Annotated in this window: 15 protein-coding genes; 8 read left to right on the top strand and 7 right to left on the bottom strand. The window is 66.8% G+C overall.

The annotated features are described in order from the left end of the window. Positions 1-317: 317 nt before the first annotated feature. The gene (locus tag MJ797_RS01835; protein ID WP_239331081.1) at positions 318-2183 is read right to left on the bottom strand and encodes a serine/threonine-protein kinase; all 1866 of its coding nucleotides are present in this window, start codon (positions 2181-2183) and stop codon (positions 318-320) included. 201 nt (positions 2184-2384) lie between these two features. On the opposite strand from MJ797_RS01835, the gene MJ797_RS27335 reads away from it, so the two are divergent. The 3 genes from MJ797_RS27335 to MJ797_RS01845 all read left to right on the top strand — a co-directional run bounded on the left by MJ797_RS27335 (position 2385) and on the right by MJ797_RS01845 (position 4667). Then, positions 2385-2597, top strand: a complete 213-nt coding sequence (locus tag MJ797_RS27335; RefSeq protein WP_374581195.1) for a hypothetical protein — start codon at positions 2385-2387, stop codon at positions 2595-2597. A gap of 17 nt (positions 2598-2614) precedes the next feature. Then, positions 2615-2833, top strand: coding sequence for a hypothetical protein (locus MJ797_RS27340; RefSeq protein ID WP_374581197.1), 219 nt, complete (start codon positions 2615-2617; stop codon positions 2831-2833). Positions 2834-4112: 1279 nt separating this feature from the next. After that, a complete protein-coding gene (locus MJ797_RS01845; protein WP_239331087.1) occupies positions 4113-4667 on the top strand; it encodes a hypothetical protein in 555 nt (184 codons plus the stop codon). Positions 4668-4927: 260 nt separating this feature from the next. On the opposite strand, the gene MJ797_RS01850 is transcribed toward MJ797_RS01845, so the two are convergent. Both MJ797_RS01850 and MJ797_RS01855 read right to left on the bottom strand, forming a co-directional pair. Further along, positions 4928-5251, bottom strand: coding sequence for a hypothetical protein (locus tag MJ797_RS01850; protein ID WP_239331089.1), 324 nt, complete (start codon positions 5249-5251; stop codon positions 4928-4930). Between the two features lie 562 nt (positions 5252-5813). Beyond that, the gene (locus MJ797_RS01855; protein ID WP_239331092.1) at positions 5814-6605 is read right to left on the bottom strand and encodes a nuclease-related domain-containing protein; all 792 of its coding nucleotides are present in this window, start codon (positions 6603-6605) and stop codon (positions 5814-5816) included. Between the two features lie 383 nt (positions 6606-6988). Between MJ797_RS01855 and egtA the strand changes: the two genes are divergently transcribed. Genes egtA through egtD form a run of 4 tightly spaced genes read left to right on the top strand, consistent with a single transcriptional unit; the run spans position 6989 to position 11682 of the window. Further along, on the top strand, positions 6989-8434 hold the full coding sequence (gene egtA, locus MJ797_RS01860) for an ergothioneine biosynthesis glutamate--cysteine ligase EgtA (RefSeq protein WP_239331095.1): 1446 nt from the start codon (positions 6989-6991) through the stop codon (positions 8432-8434). Further along, positions 8374-9795, top strand: coding sequence for an ergothioneine biosynthesis protein EgtB (egtB, locus tag MJ797_RS01865; protein WP_374581200.1), 1422 nt, complete (start codon positions 8374-8376; stop codon positions 9793-9795). The genes egtA and egtB overlap by 61 nt, the downstream gene beginning before the upstream one ends. Positions 9796-9800: 5 nt before the next feature. Next, complete coding sequence (egtC, locus tag MJ797_RS01870) at positions 9801-10544, top strand: ergothioneine biosynthesis protein EgtC (protein WP_239331327.1); 744 nt, start codon at positions 9801-9803, stop codon at positions 10542-10544. Between the two features lie 46 nt (positions 10545-10590). Then, on the top strand, positions 10591-11682 hold the full coding sequence (gene egtD, locus MJ797_RS01875) for an L-histidine N(alpha)-methyltransferase (RefSeq protein WP_239331099.1): 1092 nt from the start codon (positions 10591-10593) through the stop codon (positions 11680-11682). 76 nt (positions 11683-11758) lie between these two features. Here egtD and ilvD read toward each other — a convergent pair whose 3' ends face one another. The 3 genes from ilvD to MJ797_RS01890 all read right to left on the bottom strand — a co-directional run bounded on the left by ilvD (position 11759) and on the right by MJ797_RS01890 (position 14442). Beyond that, entirely contained in the window at positions 11759-13612 is a 1854-nt protein-coding gene (gene ilvD / locus MJ797_RS01880; protein WP_239331102.1) for a dihydroxy-acid dehydratase, read from the bottom strand. A gap of 159 nt (positions 13613-13771) precedes the next feature. After that, entirely contained in the window at positions 13772-14122 is a 351-nt protein-coding gene (locus tag MJ797_RS01885; protein ID WP_239331120.1) for a hypothetical protein, read from the bottom strand. Further along, on the bottom strand, positions 14119-14442 hold the full coding sequence (locus MJ797_RS01890) for an antibiotic biosynthesis monooxygenase (protein WP_239331123.1): 324 nt from the start codon (positions 14440-14442) through the stop codon (positions 14119-14121). Before MJ797_RS01890 ends, MJ797_RS01885 begins: the two co-directional genes overlap by 4 nt. 401 nt (positions 14443-14843) lie before the next feature. Here MJ797_RS01890 and MJ797_RS01895 point away from each other — a divergent pair, with 401 nt between their 5' ends. Continuing rightward, complete coding sequence (locus tag MJ797_RS01895; protein ID WP_239331126.1) at positions 14844-15062, top strand: hypothetical protein; 219 nt, start codon at positions 14844-14846, stop codon at positions 15060-15062. Between the two features lie 172 nt (positions 15063-15234). Here MJ797_RS01895 and dnaB read toward each other — a convergent pair whose 3' ends face one another. Further along, the gene (dnaB, locus tag MJ797_RS01900; protein WP_239331128.1) at positions 15235-16602 is read right to left on the bottom strand and encodes a replicative DNA helicase; all 1368 of its coding nucleotides are present in this window, start codon (positions 16600-16602) and stop codon (positions 15235-15237) included. Between the last annotated feature and the right edge of the window lie 217 nt (positions 16603-16819).

Raw genomic sequence — 16819 nt, forward strand, 5'->3', positions numbered from 1 at the left:
TAATGTCCGGCGGAGGCGGCTCATGCCATACTGGCGGCCGATCATGATCGGGGTGCAGATTCATGCCGGGATCGACATACTCCCAGCCCCACCGTTCCTCCGGAACGAACAATCGTCGGGTAAGTTCAGAACCGGGCATCTGGCTTCACGGGTTATGCTCCCACCCTCCGATGATTACTATCGCAACATCCATACGGACCTTGTTCTGTCAAGGTCACGATGACAGTCAACGTACCATCCGGGCTTCTGAGTCTGGGTTTCGTAGCCGGTCCCGAAGCTGGACGCGCTCGAGCTCCGGCCGGGAACAGGCCAGAAGATCACCGATGGCTTGGTGACCGGGTCGCGAGCGCGGCGGTGACGGCTGCGGTGACGCCGAGCAGAACGCAGCAGAGACCGGCGGCTACCGCTGGCACATGGCGACTCAGCGTAGCCACTGCCAACCATACGCCCAGGCCAAAGACAGCTCCGAGAAAACCGGCGGCGACCAGCGCGGACCGCGGGTGGTCGCCGTTACGCAGAAGCCGGCGGATCGACTCCAGGTAGGCGAGTGCGAAAAGGGCTGCCAGCACACCGCCGGCACCCATGGCACTCGCAAGCGGTGCCTGGGTCGGCTCGATCGTGACGTCCTGGCTGCTTGTACGCCCGTTCAAATGATCCAATGTCACCTGACCGTGAACGGCTCCGCCCACCATCCAGCGAGTGAGCTGTGGGGCCGCGACCAGGGCATGCCAGGACTTCCCGGCGGACAGCGACACCGGATCGCCGGTCGCGGTGCCGAGTGGGATGCCGGCCGCGGACAGTTTCAGACTTACCTTCAGCTTCCCGGACTCCGTCGCCGTGCCACCGATGTCCACCGGTTCGGCCAGGTCAACCCGTGCAACCGCCGGTTGCGGCGTTCCGGCCAGCGTGATGGCGACAGTGCCGGCATCCGTGGCGGCTGCCGGCCGTGACGACGGCCACAGCAGTGCGGCCAGCACAACCAGCAAGGCCGCGACCGCGGCGGAAACGGCCAGCCGGCGCGTGGGACTCTCGGCCACACCCGCACGATGACCGCGGCTGCGGCCCTGTCCCAGGCTTCGGCCAACCAGTTCGGGCACGGGTACGAGCGAAGCTCGATCAAGATCAATAATACCCGCTCCAAGCTGCTCTTCAAGCCGCCCAGGTATGATCGTAATTAGTCGGGTGGACAGTGCGGACTCGTCACGACGCACCGATCCGGACGCCGCCGATGCCAATGCGGCCCGGACCGCCGGGGAGATGTCCCGCACTGGCAGGCCTGTCCGTTCCAGCCAGCCGGGTCCGAAGGCCCCGGCCGCGGTCGCCGCGACGCCTTCGGCCAAACGTTCCGCCGTCGCCGGTCTGCGGTCCGGGTCACGGGCCAGCCCGCTCATGAGCAGCCGCGCCAGTGTGTCCGGTACCCCGCTGCCCGGCGGTGGCGGATCAGCAGCCGCCTGTCGCAGCCGGAACTGCTGAAACCCTCCGTCGATGGGATACGGCAGCCTACCGGCGAGCAGGTGATACAGCATCGCCGTGGCCGAGTAGACATCGGTGCGTACGTCCAGATGATCGCCATGGGCCTGTTCCGGGGACATGTACCCCGGTGTACCGGCAATCACAAACCGGCCGTCCCGAGAAGCCAGTGTGGTCTCCCCGCCAATCACCCTGGCCAGGCCGAAATCAGTCACTTTTACCGCACCGCGGCCGTCGAACATGGCGTTACCGGGTTTTATGTCGCGGTGCAGCAACCCGTGGTCGTGAGCGGCCTGTACCGCGGAAAGAACGGCCAACATAGCCGCGCAGGACTGTTCCATGGTGAGACCAGCGCGGCGAAAACGTTGCGAGAGGGTCCCACCAGAAAGATACTCCAGCACGAGGGCACAGACCTGCTCCGGCACGCCCAGCTCGCCGACAGCTACTTCTTCGTCGGCGTATTCGTGCACCGTGACGATATGGGGGTGGTTCAGTCGGGCCAGTGCGCGTCCTTCTTCGCCGAACCGGAAACGCATCTGTGGATCAACCGCGATCCGGTTCGGCAGATGCTTGACGGCGACATCCCGGTCGAGGCGCGGATCCCGCGCCGCATACACGACGCCGAATCCACCGCGACCGAGTTCAGCCCCGAATGTGTACCGCGGCAGAGCCGCTACCAACGCCTGCGGAGGCAGCGCGAGATCGGCGGTCACGAAGGCTCACCATAATGCACACCCGGCTCATGATCCCAGACTCGATCGGTAATCCGGTAACGATCGTCGGGGAACCACTGGTCGGGGTCGGCGGGCGCGGCCGGGGATGCCGGGAAGGTCTGCGATTCCGGGACGCTCGGGGATCGAGCCGGCGAGGGAGTAAGATAGCCCAGCAGGAAGCCGATTCCGGCGGCACCCGCGATGAAACCCAGGTCGGACGAGGCGGACGGCGGAGTGATCCGCAGCACCGACAGGCTCACGACCGCCACGAAGCCGATACCGCATCCCGCCGGAGCAAACCGGACGGCCCGCCGCCATCGGTCCCGCGGGAGGCGACGGCGTGCGAGCGCGAGCAGCGCTGTGGCCCACAAGAAGATCGTCACCAGCAGCAGGCCCAGTCCGAACATGCCGTAGGTCGAAACCAGTGAGCCGTGGACGTCGGCGATACCGCTGGCCGAAGCGACGACTGTGCGCTTGGCGTCCCGCAGAGCGACCTGCATCGACAGCAGCCCGGTTGCCTGTCCGCGCAGCTCGGCCATGTCGACGTCGACTTCCCAGGTAACCGAGGTGCCTGCGGGGACATCCATCTTGACAGCGGTGTCGAAGACGAAGAAAGTCAGCCCCAACGTCGACCCGCTCACCCGAATTGACCGTATCTGTGCCAACTCGTTCCGATTATTACGAACTGCGACGACAACGTGGGTGGGCTGGCCGGGGTCGAGCACAATTCGCCACCCGGAAACCGGTACGTTGTTGACAGCGGCATCCAGCACGACAGCCCCGGCACCGGCCGCGCTGGTGGCCGCACCGCGGGTATCCACCGCACGGGCTGGGCCTGTTAACGGAACTATTACGAGTACCGCCACGATCATCGTGACAGCGAACAGTACCGCAACACGCCGCGTCATCTTCACGACAATGACCACGGTCGCCCCCCAATAATCCACTGTTCGTAGTGCCGCTGATGTTACTGTCATATCTCACGAACGAGACGGCAGTCTGACGCACTGTCCGGTGCGCGACAGAGCGTCGCTCCTTTCGTGGGGCGGGGGCGCCATGCGATTTTCGGCCATAGCCAGTGAGCGGCGTCTTCGACCCGGCAGGATGACTATCGCCTTCCTCCTTCCCGGCCTGCTCCTGCTGGGCATCCTGGGGGCGCTACGCGCAGACAGCACGGCACCGGTTCCCGCAACAGCTGTCACAGCGGCAATGGACAACGCTGCCAGTTCCACGTTCAGCGATGTTGTGATTACTCCAAGAGCTGGCACCCCAGAGAGCACTCCCAGTCCCTGTCCGACCGGGACGCCAGACGGCTGCCTGTGCCCGGACGGTTCCGTGGTCCCGGGTGGACAGGATTGCCCTCCGCAACCATGTCCCGAAGGGCAGACCCGGGACGCAAACGGCACCTGTCACCCGACAACCGTCACCTGCTGGGACGAATCAACCGCACCCACCCAGGAACAGTGCCCACCCAAACCGGTCACCTGCTGGGACGGATCAACCGCATCATCCACTGACAAATGCCCCCTGAAACCATGCCCCAGCGGACAGACACGGGACGCGAACGGCACCTGCCAGCCGCCAACCGTCACCTGCTGGGACGGATCAACCGCACCCTCACAAGACCAGTGCCCAGCCAAACCCGTGACCTGCTGGGACGGCAGCAGCGCGCCCACCCGGGAACAGTGCCCACCACAGCCGTGCCCGACCGGACAGACACGGGACGCGAATGGTACCTGCCGGCCGCCAACCGTCACCTGCTGGAACGGATCAACCGCGCCCTCGCAGGATCAGTGCCCACGGCAACCGGTGACCTGTGCCGACAGGACTACGGTGCCGGCCGGCCAGCCGTGTCCGACACCGACGCCCGGTGCCACCTGCCCAGGCGGAGCCCTGCCGGACAGCACGGGCCGCTGTCCGCAACCGTCGGTGCCCTGCCCTGGCGGCCTGCTCGTGCCCGCCGGACAGCGATGCCCGCAGCCGCCGGCTCCCTGCCCGACGAAGTTGGTACGAACCGCGTCGTCGGGCAGGTGCACACCGACCACCCCGGGAGCGACGCCCACGCCTACCCCACGCACCCCGGTACCCGGCGAGCTGCTGCTGGACCATCCGATTCTCTCCGCCGGGGACACACTGATCGCCACCGGCGCGGGATGCAGGTCGGACGCACCGGTTGTCATCACGTCGGACGACAACAAGATCATTGGACAGACAACGGCGGACAGCCGTGGTCGTTTTTCCACGGTCGTACAGTTCGCGACCTACCGGGCCGGGCACCGCACGATCACCGTGAGTTGCGGGGCGGTTCTGCGGTCCGGCGTGGACATGGTGCTGACCAGCTCGAACGGGGGTACGTCTAACACGTTCGTGCTGCTGCTTTTCTTCCTGCTGGCAGGTTCCCTGATCATACGCCGACAGATCGGTGACGGCAGCCGGTTGCCGATGGCACGAAAGCACGAAAGACGGGAGCGGCGGCGCAGGTAAGGGATGGCGGTGGCCGTGTACCACCGCTACCCACGCCGCCGCTCCCGCATCAGCCCCGACACCGGAAACCCTCGCGTGGACCGAGGACGGCGCGGCCGTGATTCATACGCGCTGCCCCGCGGTGCCCGCGCATCCCCAGCGGTACTCATGGGGAACGGGCAGCATCGGTGTCGGTTCACCCGGCGGCCGGGACACCGTCAGCCGGCGGCCGGGGAGCTGGGAAATGCAGCTCAGGGTGTTCGTATACGCCTGGAAATCGGTCAGGCTCCCGCGGTGAGCCAGCCGTGCGCCACGGATCTGCGTGACAACTGTCGGGGCGGCAGCACCGGCAGGCCGAGATCGTCGGACCCAGCCCGCTCGTCACATGACACCGACGTGTTCTGGATCCTTCCCCAGATGATACTCCGGCATTCATCAGTTCCGACGACGAGCGATGTCCTGGTGTGCGGATCGAACACTTCGACATGTCCGTCGAAGCCGGGAGCGAGAATCCTGTAATGGCTCCACAGGTGTGCCGTGTAAGTGTCGGCGAACTTTCCCAGAAGCTCTCCATCAGCATCCAGAACAAGTATTCTCTTACCCATTTCCACACCCTTCGCCCGCGCCTCAGAAATAGGGAGTGACTGGCCTGCTCAAAAGCTTACTGTACGCACGACCAATCGTCTATTCCGAATTTTTCACCATTGGCGTGAATACTATTTCGGCCACGCCGAGCGGCATTCCAGCAGTATCGAGACCACAACCATTCCAGGTGTAGTTCAGCGCTCGCACACACCGGCCACGAACTCATTGACCTCGCAAACGTCCACCCGGGATGTGGTCCGGCGACGGTATACAGCCGTGGGCACAACACCGCGGTGAAGGTATCCCGTCGCCGCCAGCAAGCCCCATCGTCTGGCAGCCCGGCAGGCCCCCAGCGGGCTCGGGACGGAACTCTGCGAGCCATCCGGCTTGTGTCAGCCGATGAAAGCTCACACCGCGCCGGCCCGGTCAACATCCAAAAACCCCTGCCCGGCCGCTGACGATATCAGGGGATTACCAGCCTTCGGGTAACCATGCGGCGTATAGCCTGCAGGTAACCAACATCGCCGCGGGGCTTGCGCCAGGCGGGCAAGTGGGCAGGGCGGCGCCTGGCGCCGCAGGGCGTCAGCGCCGCAGCAGGCCCCGCAACCTGGACCTGGCTGGCCAGGTCTGCGCCGGGCCGTTCACCGGATAGGACGGAAACACCCGCTCAGCGGCGTCCGCCAGCATGGCGACGTCCAGCGGCTTGAGAAGAACACCGGCTGTGAGGATGTAATCAGCGACCCCTGCTACCGGCAGCAATACGACATCGTCGAACACAGCGAGTCCATGGGGCGGCGCGGCACGCGAGAACGCGACGACCGGTTGGACCGTGACCTGCCAGCCCTCCGGCAGTTCAGCGGCCAGCTGATCGGTAATTTCCGTACCCATCCAGGCAACCATTTCGATCATGGGTTGCAATGGCACCCGACCCGCCCACAGCCCGGCCCGGTTCTGCCGGAACGGCCCACGGTGCGCGTCCGTCTCGACCAGCCACGGTCCGGACGGCCCGATGACCAGATGATCAATATTGCTGGCGGAACCAGCAAGAGATCGATCATGAAGGATGGTGTACCCAGCACGGGTGAGCCGCTCAAGCGCGCGTGCGGTACGCCGTTCGGCTTCGGCGCCCTCCCGCCACGACTCGATTTCCGGCGGAGAGCGATAGAACCGGACTGCCGCGACAACCAGCACGAGCATAACAAAACAGATAACTAGTTGCACTATCAAAGACGCGGCCAGGCTCAGCAGTGCGCCGAACACGCTGACCACAATCGTGACAAGGGCGGCAACCACACCGGCGACCGCAGCCGCCCTGCCTACCCGGTCTTTACGTTCGACCGCGTAGAGCTGCCGACAGCGCAGATACTCCGCCATGGCCGAGCGACCTGGCCATTGTCCATGTGACGCCCCGGTCATCATCGTCTTCCGGCCGACCAGATGACGGCCAAACCGGCCCGCGTGGCGCAAGACCCCTCACCTCCGCTGTAGACAAACCGGCCAGGCGCCGACCAGTCACAGCGCCGCGGGCTGGACGCGCGTCAACCATCACGGAGCGTGCCGCAAGGCCATCACCGGCCGCCACAACAAATCAGTTACACAGTGACCACCATTCCACATCCTTGCGTGCGGCCAAGGCCCGGGGAACCCTGAAGGTCGAGCTCCCGCGCGGCTGTATCGGGATACGACGTAACGGCACAGCAGCGACCCGCACCGACCCGCGGCCAGCGACAGCTGGCCGGTCCGGACCTGGAGGGTTCATGACACGGACACAGTCAGGGAAGCCACAGGAAGATCCGTATGGCACCGACGACGCGATCCGGTCAGCGGCCGACGTCCATCGCTACGCACGCCTGACCTGCCTGGCCGATCAGCCACCGGGAAGCGTCGGCATCGAGACCGAGTGGTTCGTCGTCGACACCGAGTCCGTGTCACGCCCAGTGCCCCCCGCCCGAACGATGGCGGCGCTCACGGACGCCGTGGCCGGCAGCTCATATGATCATCGAGGCAGTCCGTCCAACGGGGCAACCGGCATCCCAGGACATACGACCCTGCCGGGCGGTACCCGGATCACCTTCGAACCCGGTGGCCAGCTTGAGCTGTCAGCTCCACCGCTGCCGCTTTCCGACGCCCTGGCGCGAACGGCCGCTGACCTCGCCCGGATCCGGTCGATGCTCACCGGCGCCGGCCTCGCGCTCGTCGGGATGGGCACCGACCCCCTCCGGCCACCGCATCGGCATCTCACTACGTCCCGTTACCGGGCAATGGAACGGTACTTCCGCGCCGGTGGCGGGTCAGCGGGCATGATGATGATGTGCTCGACCGCATCCGTCCAGGTCAACCTGGACGCGGGCAGCCCGGCCCAGTGGGCTGGGCGATTCGAGCTGGCGCACACCCTGGGCCCGGCTCTGGTGGCCATGTTCGCCGCATCCCCGATGCTGGCCGGGATAGCCACCGGCTACCGCTCCACCCGGCAGGCGCTGTGGTCGAAGATCGACCGGACCCGGACCCGGCCGGTGGCGACCGCTCACCAGCCCGATCCGGCGTCAGCCTGGGCGGACTACCTCCTGGCGGCGAGGGTCATGCTGCTGCGGGATCCCGACGGCGGATTCCAACAGCCCCCTGCCGCGACGACGTTTGGCGAGTGGGTGGCTGGCGATAGCCCGCTGCCACGGATACCGACAGTAAGAGATCTGATTTACCATGCGACCACTGTGTTCCCACCGGTGCGGCCACGTGGCTGGCTGGAGCTGCGGTACCTCGACGCCACCCCGGCGGGGAACTGGCCGGTGGTGGTCGCCGTTACCACCGCCCTGCTCGACGATGCACGTGCCGCTGACATCGCGGCCGACGTATGCCTGCCCGTCGCCCACGAGTGGGCCACGGCGGCGCTGAGGGGGCTGCGTGACACAGCGCTGCACAAGGCCGCCAGGGCATGCGCGGGCGCGGCCCGCGACGCTCTCGGCCGCATGGGCGCCGCAACGTCCCTCCTCACGGCCGTCGACGCGTATTTCGACGCCTACGTGGAGCCGGGACGCTGCCCCGCCGACGATCTCATCGACCGGCTGGCCGAGGTCGGGCCGGCCGGTCTGCTACGCGCCGAGATCGATCGGAACATGATCGAAAATAACAACAGGACCAATGGATGCCCACAGGCAACGACACAGGTCGCAGGACCCACTACCACGGATGTGATCGCACTGTGACGGCGGAGGAAGACCCGCGACCGGCGGACATCGCCCAGGCGCTCGCGGACAGCAGGGCGCGGAGCCTGGCCTACACCGATCTTGGCGATACCGACCTGTGGCGCCAGCACTCACCACTGATGTCGCCCCTGGTCTGGGACCTCGCCCATGTCGGCAACTACGAGGAACTGTGGCTGCTGCGGACAGCAGCGGGGCGGCAGCCGCTGCGGCCGGGCATCGACCACCTGTACGACGCGTTCCGTCATGCCCGGGCGGACCGGCCTGCCCTGCCGCTGCTCGACCCGGCACAGGCTCGTTCCTATCTGGCCGAGGTCCGCGGCAATGTCCTTGACGGCTTGGAACGCCTCGACCCGGACGCCCTGCGCGGGCCGCTCGCGCGTACCGCGCTGCTGGCGGGCGGCTTCGTCTACGGACTCGTGCTCCAGCACGAGCACCAGCACGACGAGACGATGCTGGCCACCCATCAGCTCCGGGTGGGTCCTCCGGTCATCGGTGACGCCGGCCCGGCCCGGGTTCCACCGGCCGGGCGGCCGGCACCAGCGCCAGAGATGCTGGTGCCGGCCGGCGAGTTCACGATGGGTACCAACGGCGACGCGCCCGGACATACCTGGGCCTACGACAACGAACGGCCCGCGCACCGGGTGTACGTCCCCGCGTTCTTCATCGACACGTTGCCGGTGTCGAACGCGGCGCAGGTGGCGTTCATCGACGCCGGTGGCTATGACGATGAACGCCTGTGGTCGGCGTCGGGCTGGGCGTGGCGATGCGAGGCGGGCCTGCGGGCGCCGGAGTTCTGGCGCCAGGAGGGAAAGAGCTGGGTCCGGCGCCGTTTCGGCCGCGAGGAGCCCGTCCCGATGGATGAACCCGTGCAGCATGTGTGCTGGTACGAGGCGCAGGCGCACGCGCGCTGGGCCGGGCGGCGGCTGCCCACGGAGGCGGAGTGGGAGAAGGCCTGTGCGCACGATCCCGTCACCGGGCGTTCGCGGCGTTTTCCCTGGGGGGACAGCGGCCCGACGCCGGAACAGGCCAACCTGGACCATGCCACGTCCCGTCCGGCGGTACTTGGGGCGTACCCGGCCGGAGCCAGCGCGTACGGCGTCGAACAGATGATCGGTGACGTGTGGGAGTGGACAGCCAGCGATTTCACGGGTTATCCGGGATTCACCGCATTCCCGTACCGCGAGTACAGCGAGGCGTTCTTCCCCCGGACGTCCCCGAACGCTTACAAGGTGCTGCGCGGTGGGTCCTGGGCCACCCACCACAGCGCCATCCGGTCAACCTTCCGCAACTGGGACCATCCGATCCGTCGCCAGATCTTCACCGGCTTCCGCCTCGCCCGCGACGCCGAGATGGAAGGCTGATGCGGGTGTGTCGTCATATGGCCTGGCTCGGGACACCACGGACACTGACCTCGCTCCTTCGCGATCCGCCGCACAGTCTGCTGCGCCAGGCGTGGATGCCACGACGGATGCTGCACGGCCGGATCAACGCCGACGGCTTCGGCGTCGGCTGGTACGTCCCCACGCTGCGGACCGAGCCGGCGCGCTACCGGCGGGCGGTCCCCATCTGGACTGACGCCTCGTTCGCCTCGTTCGCTGGCGTGGTCAACGCAAGCTGCGTGCTGGGCGCGGTTCGCAACGCCACCGTGGGGATGCCGATCGAGGAGACGGCGACCGCGCCCTATGCGTATGGCCGCTATCTGCTCAGCCATAACGGACGGGTCGACGTCGACGTGCTGATGAGCATGCTCGACTGGACCAGGGGCGCCCCGGCTCCTGACTCGCGCTGCGACTCCGCGCTGCTGGCTGCCGCGGTCTGGCAGCGGTTGGCCGCCGGCGTGAGCCTCGCCGCCGCCGTAGCGGAGGTGGTCGTCGCCGCGGGCCGCGCCGACGGTGCCGCCCGGCTCAATCTGCTGGCCACCGACGGTAGCCAGATCGTCGCTACTACCTGGGGTGAAACGCTGTCGTACCGGGTATCCACGGATGGGGACGACATAGGGATGGACGTAGCCAGTGAGCCCAGCGACGACTCGAACGAATGGGTCGATCTTGACGACCATCAATTGTTGACCACCGACACACGGGATGTAACCATTAGTAATTTGATCTAGAATTCGATTACTCTCGGTTGTAAAAGCACTCCCGGAGGTTGCATCCATGACAGGATCCAGTACCGATGTCACCGATGTCGGTTCCGATGTCGGTTCTGTTCTCGGTACCGGTATCGATTCTCGGGTCGGTATCGCCGCGACCGGTACCGACCCGAGAATCGTCGTCGACCGGCATCTCGCCGCATCCGACCGCGCCGCGGCGCTCGCGGCCGACGTCAGGACCGGACTGACGGCGGACCCGAAGGAGCTGCCACCCAAGTGGTTCTACGACGCCACCGGAAGCATGCTCTTCGATGCCATCACCCGTCTGCCCGAGTACTATCCGACCCGCGCCGAACGGGCCATCCTGACCGGTTGCGTCCAGGAGATTGCCGCCATGTCGCGGGCAGACACCCTCATCGAGCTCGGCTCCGGAACCTCGGCAAAGACCCGTCTGCTGCTCGACGCGCTGCGCCACAGCGGCCACCTGCGCAGGTTCGTCCCCTTCGACGTGGACGAAACGGTGCTCTCCCGAGCCGCCATCGCTGTCCGCGACGAGTACCCAGGGGTCACCATCCACGCGGTTGTGGGTGATTTCGAGCGCCACCTTGATCTGCTGCCCGGCATCGACCGGCTGCCTGGTGCCAAGCGTCGGCTGGTCGTCTTTCTCGGCGGGACGATCGGTAACCTCGCCCCGGCCCAGCGGCACGACTTCCTGACCAGCCTGCGTGCCCAGCTCAACGAGGGCGACACGCTGCTGCTCGGGACCGATCTGGCCAAGAATCCCGACCGGCTGGTCGCCGCCTATGACGACAGTGCCGGCGTCACGGCCGCGTTCAACCGCAATGTCCTGTCGGTTATCAACCACGAACTCGACGCGGACTTCGACCCGCGCGGGTTCGCCCACGTGGTCTGTTGGGACGCTGCCAATTCCTGGATCGAGATGCGGTTGAGGTCCGTGCGGGACCAGCGGATCCAGATCGGCGCGCTCGACCTGTCGGTGTCCTTCGCCGAGAACGAGCAGATGCGTACCGAAATCAGCACCAAGTTCACCAGGGACAGGCTCACCGCCGAGTTCGCGGCCGTGGGTCTGGCCATGGTCCGCTGGTGGAGCGACCCGGCCGACGACTTCGCGCTTTCTCTCTGCGTCCCGGCCTGATCCCGTCACCGGACGGGATCAGTGCGAACAGGATCACTGCGAATGAGATCAGCGCGAACGGGATCAGCGGAGCCCGTCAGCCGTGGTCGACCAGGCGGACGTCACGAGCCGCACCAGTCGATGCCGACGTCGCCATCGCGGCATAGGCCCGCAGCGCGGCCGGCACCGGACGCGCCCGGTCCACCGGCCGGAAACCGCCGGACGCCACCAAGGCCGCCCGCCGCGCGGCCAACTCGACCGCGTCCACCAGCAGGTCCAGTCGGCGCGACGGAATGTCGATCTCGATGATGTCGCCGTCACGAACCAACGCGATCGTGCCGCCGTGGGCGGCCTCAGGCGACACGTGCCCGATGGACAGACCCGCGGACCCGCCGGAGAACCGCCCATCGGTAACCAGCGCGCAGACCGGCCCGAGGCCACGCGCTTTCAGGAACGTGGTCGGGTACAGCATCTCCTGCATGCCCGGACCGCCCCGCGGGCCCTCATAACGGATGACCAGCACATCACCTGGGTGGACCCGCCCGGACAGGATTGCGTCCACCGCGTCCTCCTGGCTTTCCAGGACCAGCGCGGGGCCGCGGAAGGTCAGCCGCCCGGCCTCCACCCCGGCGGTCTTGAGCACGGCGCCGTCCGGTGCGAGCGTCCCGCGCAGCACCGCGAGGCCACCATCCGCGGAGTAGGCGTGCGCGACGTCACGGATGCAGCCCGAGCCGGCATCGGTGTCCAGCGACTCCCACCGGTTGACCGAGGAGAACGGCTCGATCGTGCGCACTCCGCCCGGTGCCGCGTGGAAGAGTTCCACCGCCTGTCCGGACGGGTCCGGCCGGCGGACGTCCCAGTGGGTGAGAAACTCCGCCAGGCTTGCCGAGTGGACGGTGTGAACATCGTGACGCAGCAGTCCGGCCCGGTCGAGCTCACCGAGGATGGCCGGTATGCCACCGGCCCGGTGGACGTCCTCCATGTGGTACTCGGAGCTCGGCGCCACCTTGCACAGGCACGGCACCGTCCGGGAGATCTCGTCGATGTCGTCCAGGGTGATGTCCACGCCGGCCTCGACCGCGGCGGCCAGCAGGTGCAGGACGGTGTTGGTCGAACCGCCCATGGCCACGTCCACGGCGAAGGCGTTGGCGAACGCGGGGCGGGTCGCGATCGACCGTGGCAGGACGCTGTCGTCGTCCTTGTCGTACCACCGCTTCGCCAGGTCCACAACGGTCCGCCCGGCCTGGACGAACAGGTGGCGGCGGGCGGCGGAGGTGGCGAGGGTGGAGCCGTTGCCGGGCAGGGCGAGCCCAAGCGCCTCGGTCAGGCAGTTCATCGAGTTGGCGGTGAACATGCCCGAACACGACCCGCAGGTCGGGCACGCCGAGCGTTCCACAGCGTCCAGCTCGGCGTCGTCGACCGTGGTGTCCACTGACGCGGCGATGGCGGAGATGAGGTCCAGACCGGACCGGACCACACCGTCTGCGACGACCGCCCGACCGGACTCCATCGCACCACCGGACACGAACACGGTCGGGATGTTCAGCCGCAACGCTGCCAGCAGCATCCCCGGTGTGATCTTGTCGCAGTTCGAGATGCAGACGAGCGCGTCCGCGCAGTGCGCGTTGACCATGTATTCGACGCTGTCCGCGATGATCTCTCGGGACGGCAGCGAGTAAAGCATTCCACCGTGGCCCATGGCAATGCCGTCGTCCACCGCGATCGTGTGGAACTCCCGTCCCACGCCGCCGGCCTCCGCGACCGCGTCCGACACGATGCGGCCGAGGTCGCGCAGGTGCACATGGCCGGGGACGAACTCGGTAAAGCTGTTCGCGATCGCCACGATCGGCTTACCAAAATCACTGTCCGTCATACCGGTGGCACGCCACAGGGCACGAGCGCCAGCCATATTACGGCCGTGAGTAGTGGTTCGGGAACGCAGAGCAGGCATCGGACAGTCCTCGCAGCTGATCGAGCGGGTCGCACACGGACCCGCAGGAGCGGAGCCAAGCACGCTCACGGCGGCCTACCCATCCCGGCCAGGCATAACGCCGGACTGACTGGCCGCCGACGCCACCGTTCACGGATCAGGCCCGCCCGCCGCAGGGTATCAGTATCGGTTGTTGTGCCGGCGCAACCACTCCCGCCGGGCTAACCACACGATGGCGAAGGACGCGACCGTACCCAGCAGTGGGGCGACATCGTGCTCGCGTGCGGTAGCCACGAAGCGCACCTGGCCGTCGGGTTCCACGAGCCGCTGGCTCAACCGCGTCCCGATCGCGAACAGAAACAGGCTCACAACGCCCACAATGACGTATCCAGTGCGGAACAGGCTGTACACGCCGATCCGGCGACGGGGCACGGCAGCCCGGAACAACATCGCGGGGATCGTCCGTCCCAGGATGCCGAAGAACGTCGCGAACAGTGGGGCGAAGAGGAAGTAGTTGACGAAGGTGCTCACCGCAGGTCGGTCACATGTTCCACGGTAGGCGGCTGCGCGAAGAAGGAGCCCAGCGCCGCACGCCAGCGGACGAAGCGAGCGGACTCCCGGAAGGTCACCACATGCGCGTCGAGATTGTCCCACTCGACCAGCAGAACGAACCGTGACGGTGACTCAACTCCGCGGGTCATCCGCGCCGACCGGCAACCGGGGCAGGTAGCGAGCTCGGCGGCGACCGAGCGGTAGGCATCGATGAACTTCGCCTCCTCGCCGGGCGTGACATCGAAGCGCGCGACCTCCAGCACCGGCGCAGCATCCGAGGCGTCTTCGGGAGCGGTCATGAGCGCAAGTCTGGCATGCGCGTCATGCCTGGGAACACCTGTTGGGCATCCCGGCCACGGCGGGGAGGCACCACCTGCTCGGCACGTTCGCACCCGGCCCGACAACCGCCTTCATCATCAAGCGGGACTGTGCTCCGCGAGCGCTCAGCCAGCGCTCCGCCAGCGGAGCACCCACCTTCGCACCCGCCACGGCACACGGCACACGGCACACGGCACACGGCACACGGCACACGGCACACAAGACCGCAATAACCAAGCGACTGCAAAAGTCTTGCAAAAGACTATCTGTGCTGGTTACCGTCGACCGACCCGTCCGCCTGCCTGCCCCGCTGTCTGGCCGGGAGAGCCGGAACGGAAAACGGCGGGGCCGCGGCGGGGCCGCGAACGCGAGGGGAAAGATCATGACCGTGGAAGCCGGTACCGGGTCGCAAGCCGTACCGCTGTACGAGCGGGTTCGCCAGGCGCTCGGCCCGCGGGAGTGGGCGACGATCGCGGGCATGACCGCGGTCATCGTCGGGCTGCATGTCATCGGCTGGTTCACCCTTGTCGCGGTCATCGCCCCGCACCACTACCGCTTCGGCACTCACAGCCAGGTGTTCGGGGTCCGCCGGCCTCCGTGACGGCACCCAGGCCGAACCCGCAGGCTGAACCTCCGCGGCCGGCCGCTGGCGCGACCGCCGATACGAGATGCACGACTCGGCGAACGCTGTTCAGCGTGCTTGATTTTCACACCATCCCGCTACCTACGGCACGTGACCGGGCGCAGGCATCGGTCCAAATCTTTGCTCCCGCTCAACTGGCCATATCGACGAAACGGGAGTAATGGCCCTGAAAAGCGACGGTGACGGTGCCAGTCGGGCCGTTACGATGCTTGGCGACGATCAGATCGGCCTCGCCGGCACGGGCCGACTCCTTCTCCACCGTATCCTCCCGATAAAGGAGGATCACCGCGTCCGCATCCTGCTCCAGCGACCCCGATTCACGAAGGTCGGAGATCTGCGGACGCTTGTCCGCGCGCTGTTCCGAGGCGCGGTTCAGCTGGGAGATCGCCACCACCGGGACATCGAGTTCCTTGGCAAGAAGTTTCAGCGAACGCGATATCTCGCTGACCTCCTGCTGACGGCTTTCGGTTCGCTTCGGCGACGACATCAGCTGTAGGTAGTCAAGGACGATCATCCGTAGGTCGTTGCGCTGTTTGAGCCGCCGGGCCTTCGCCCGGATCTCCATCATGGTCAGGTGCGGGCTGTCGTCGATGAACAGGGGAGCGTCGGCGACCTCGCCCATCCGGCGGGCGAGGCGGGCCCAGTCCTCGTCGGTGAGGCGGCCGGTACGGATGCTCTGAAGCGACACCCGTGCCTCCGCCGACAGCAATCTCATGGTGATCTCCATCCGGCTCATCTCGAGCGAAAAGATCACAGATGTCATGCTGTTACGGATCGACGCGGCCCGAGCAAGATCAAGACCGAGGGTCGACTTCCCGACGGCGGGCCTGGCCGCGATGATCCACAACTGGCCACCGTGCAGCCCATTGGTCAGCTCGTCCAAGTCATTGAAGCCGGTGGGAACCCCGGTCAGTGACCCGTTGTGCCCCTGGATGGCTTCGATCTCCTCCAGAGCGGGGTTGAGCAGCTCACCGAGGGGCGCGTAGTCCTCACTCGAACGACGTTCGGTGACCTCGTAGACGGCGGCCTGGGCGCGGTCGACGATTTCGTCGACGTCCTGCGCGGGGCCGAAGGCGAGCTGGACGATACGGGTGCCGGCCTCCATCAGGCGACGCAGAACAGCCTTCTCCGCGACGATGCGGGCGTAATAGCCGGCATTTGCCGCCGTCGGCACACTTGAGATGAGGGTGTGCAGGTATGCCGGCCCACCCACCCGCTCAAGCAGCTCCCGCCGGCCGAGTTCGGCCGCGACGCTGATGACGTCAGCCGGCTCACCACGGCCGTACAGATCGCCGATGACGCCGTAGACCGTACCGTGCGCGGGCCGATAGAAGTCACCCGCGGCGAGTACCTCCACGACGTCCGCGATCGCGTCCTTCGACAACAGCATGCCGCCCAGCGCGCTCTGCTCAGCAGCAAGATCATGAGGTGGGATGCGATCGAAGTCGACCGACCCGCCCGCTCCACCCCGCGCGCGGTCAATATCGGTCAGTGTCATGACCACCCCCTGCCGTGCGCCTTGTCGTGACCGCCGCTTGTGTCGCGACCACCACTTCGACCATCCCGGCTATCGAACATATGTTCGACGGTCGGGATGGTTCTGTCAATCCTCCGGCCAGTGGCCCAGCACCCACACCCGGCCAACCGGCCAACCGGCCAACCGGCCAACCGGCCAACCGGCCAACCGGCCAACCGGCCAACCGGCCAACCGGCCA

It is taken from the genome of Protofrankia sp. CiP3 (assembly GCF_917627345.1).
Lineage (GTDB): Bacteria > Actinomycetota > Actinomycetes > Frankiales > Frankiaceae > Protofrankia.

What these genes read in the sequence shown, in the direction of transcription:
- dnaB (WP_239331128.1), bottom strand. Translation starts at nt 16,602, where the DNA reads ATGACACTGACCGATATTGACCGCGCGCGGGGTGGAGCGGGCGGGTCG.
- egtD (WP_239331099.1), top strand. Translation starts at nt 10,591, where the DNA reads ATGACAGGATCCAGTACCGATGTCACCGATGTCGGTTCCGATGTCGGT.
- MJ797_RS01895 (WP_239331126.1), top strand. Translation starts at nt 14,844, where the DNA reads ATGACCGTGGAAGCCGGTACCGGGTCGCAAGCCGTACCGCTGTACGAG.
- MJ797_RS01855 (WP_239331092.1), bottom strand. Translation starts at nt 6,605, where the DNA reads ATGGCGGAGTATCTGCGCTGTCGGCAGCTCTACGCGGTCGAACGTAAA.
- egtA (WP_239331095.1), top strand. Translation starts at nt 6,989, where the DNA reads ATGACACGGACACAGTCAGGGAAGCCACAGGAAGATCCGTATGGCACC.
- MJ797_RS01890 (WP_239331123.1), bottom strand. Translation starts at nt 14,442, where the DNA reads ATGACCGCTCCCGAAGACGCCTCGGATGCTGCGCCGGTGCTGGAGGTC.
- egtB (WP_374581200.1), top strand. Translation starts at nt 8,374, where the DNA reads ATGCCCACAGGCAACGACACAGGTCGCAGGACCCACTACCACGGATGT.
- MJ797_RS01850 (WP_239331089.1), bottom strand. Translation starts at nt 5,251, where the DNA reads ATGGGTAAGAGAATACTTGTTCTGGATGCTGATGGAGAGCTTCTGGGA.
- MJ797_RS27335 (WP_374581195.1), top strand. Translation starts at nt 2,385, where the DNA reads ATGAAACCCAGGTCGGACGAGGCGGACGGCGGAGTGATCCGCAGCACC.
- ilvD (WP_239331102.1), bottom strand. Translation starts at nt 13,612, where the DNA reads ATGCCTGCTCTGCGTTCCCGAACCACTACTCACGGCCGTAATATGGCT.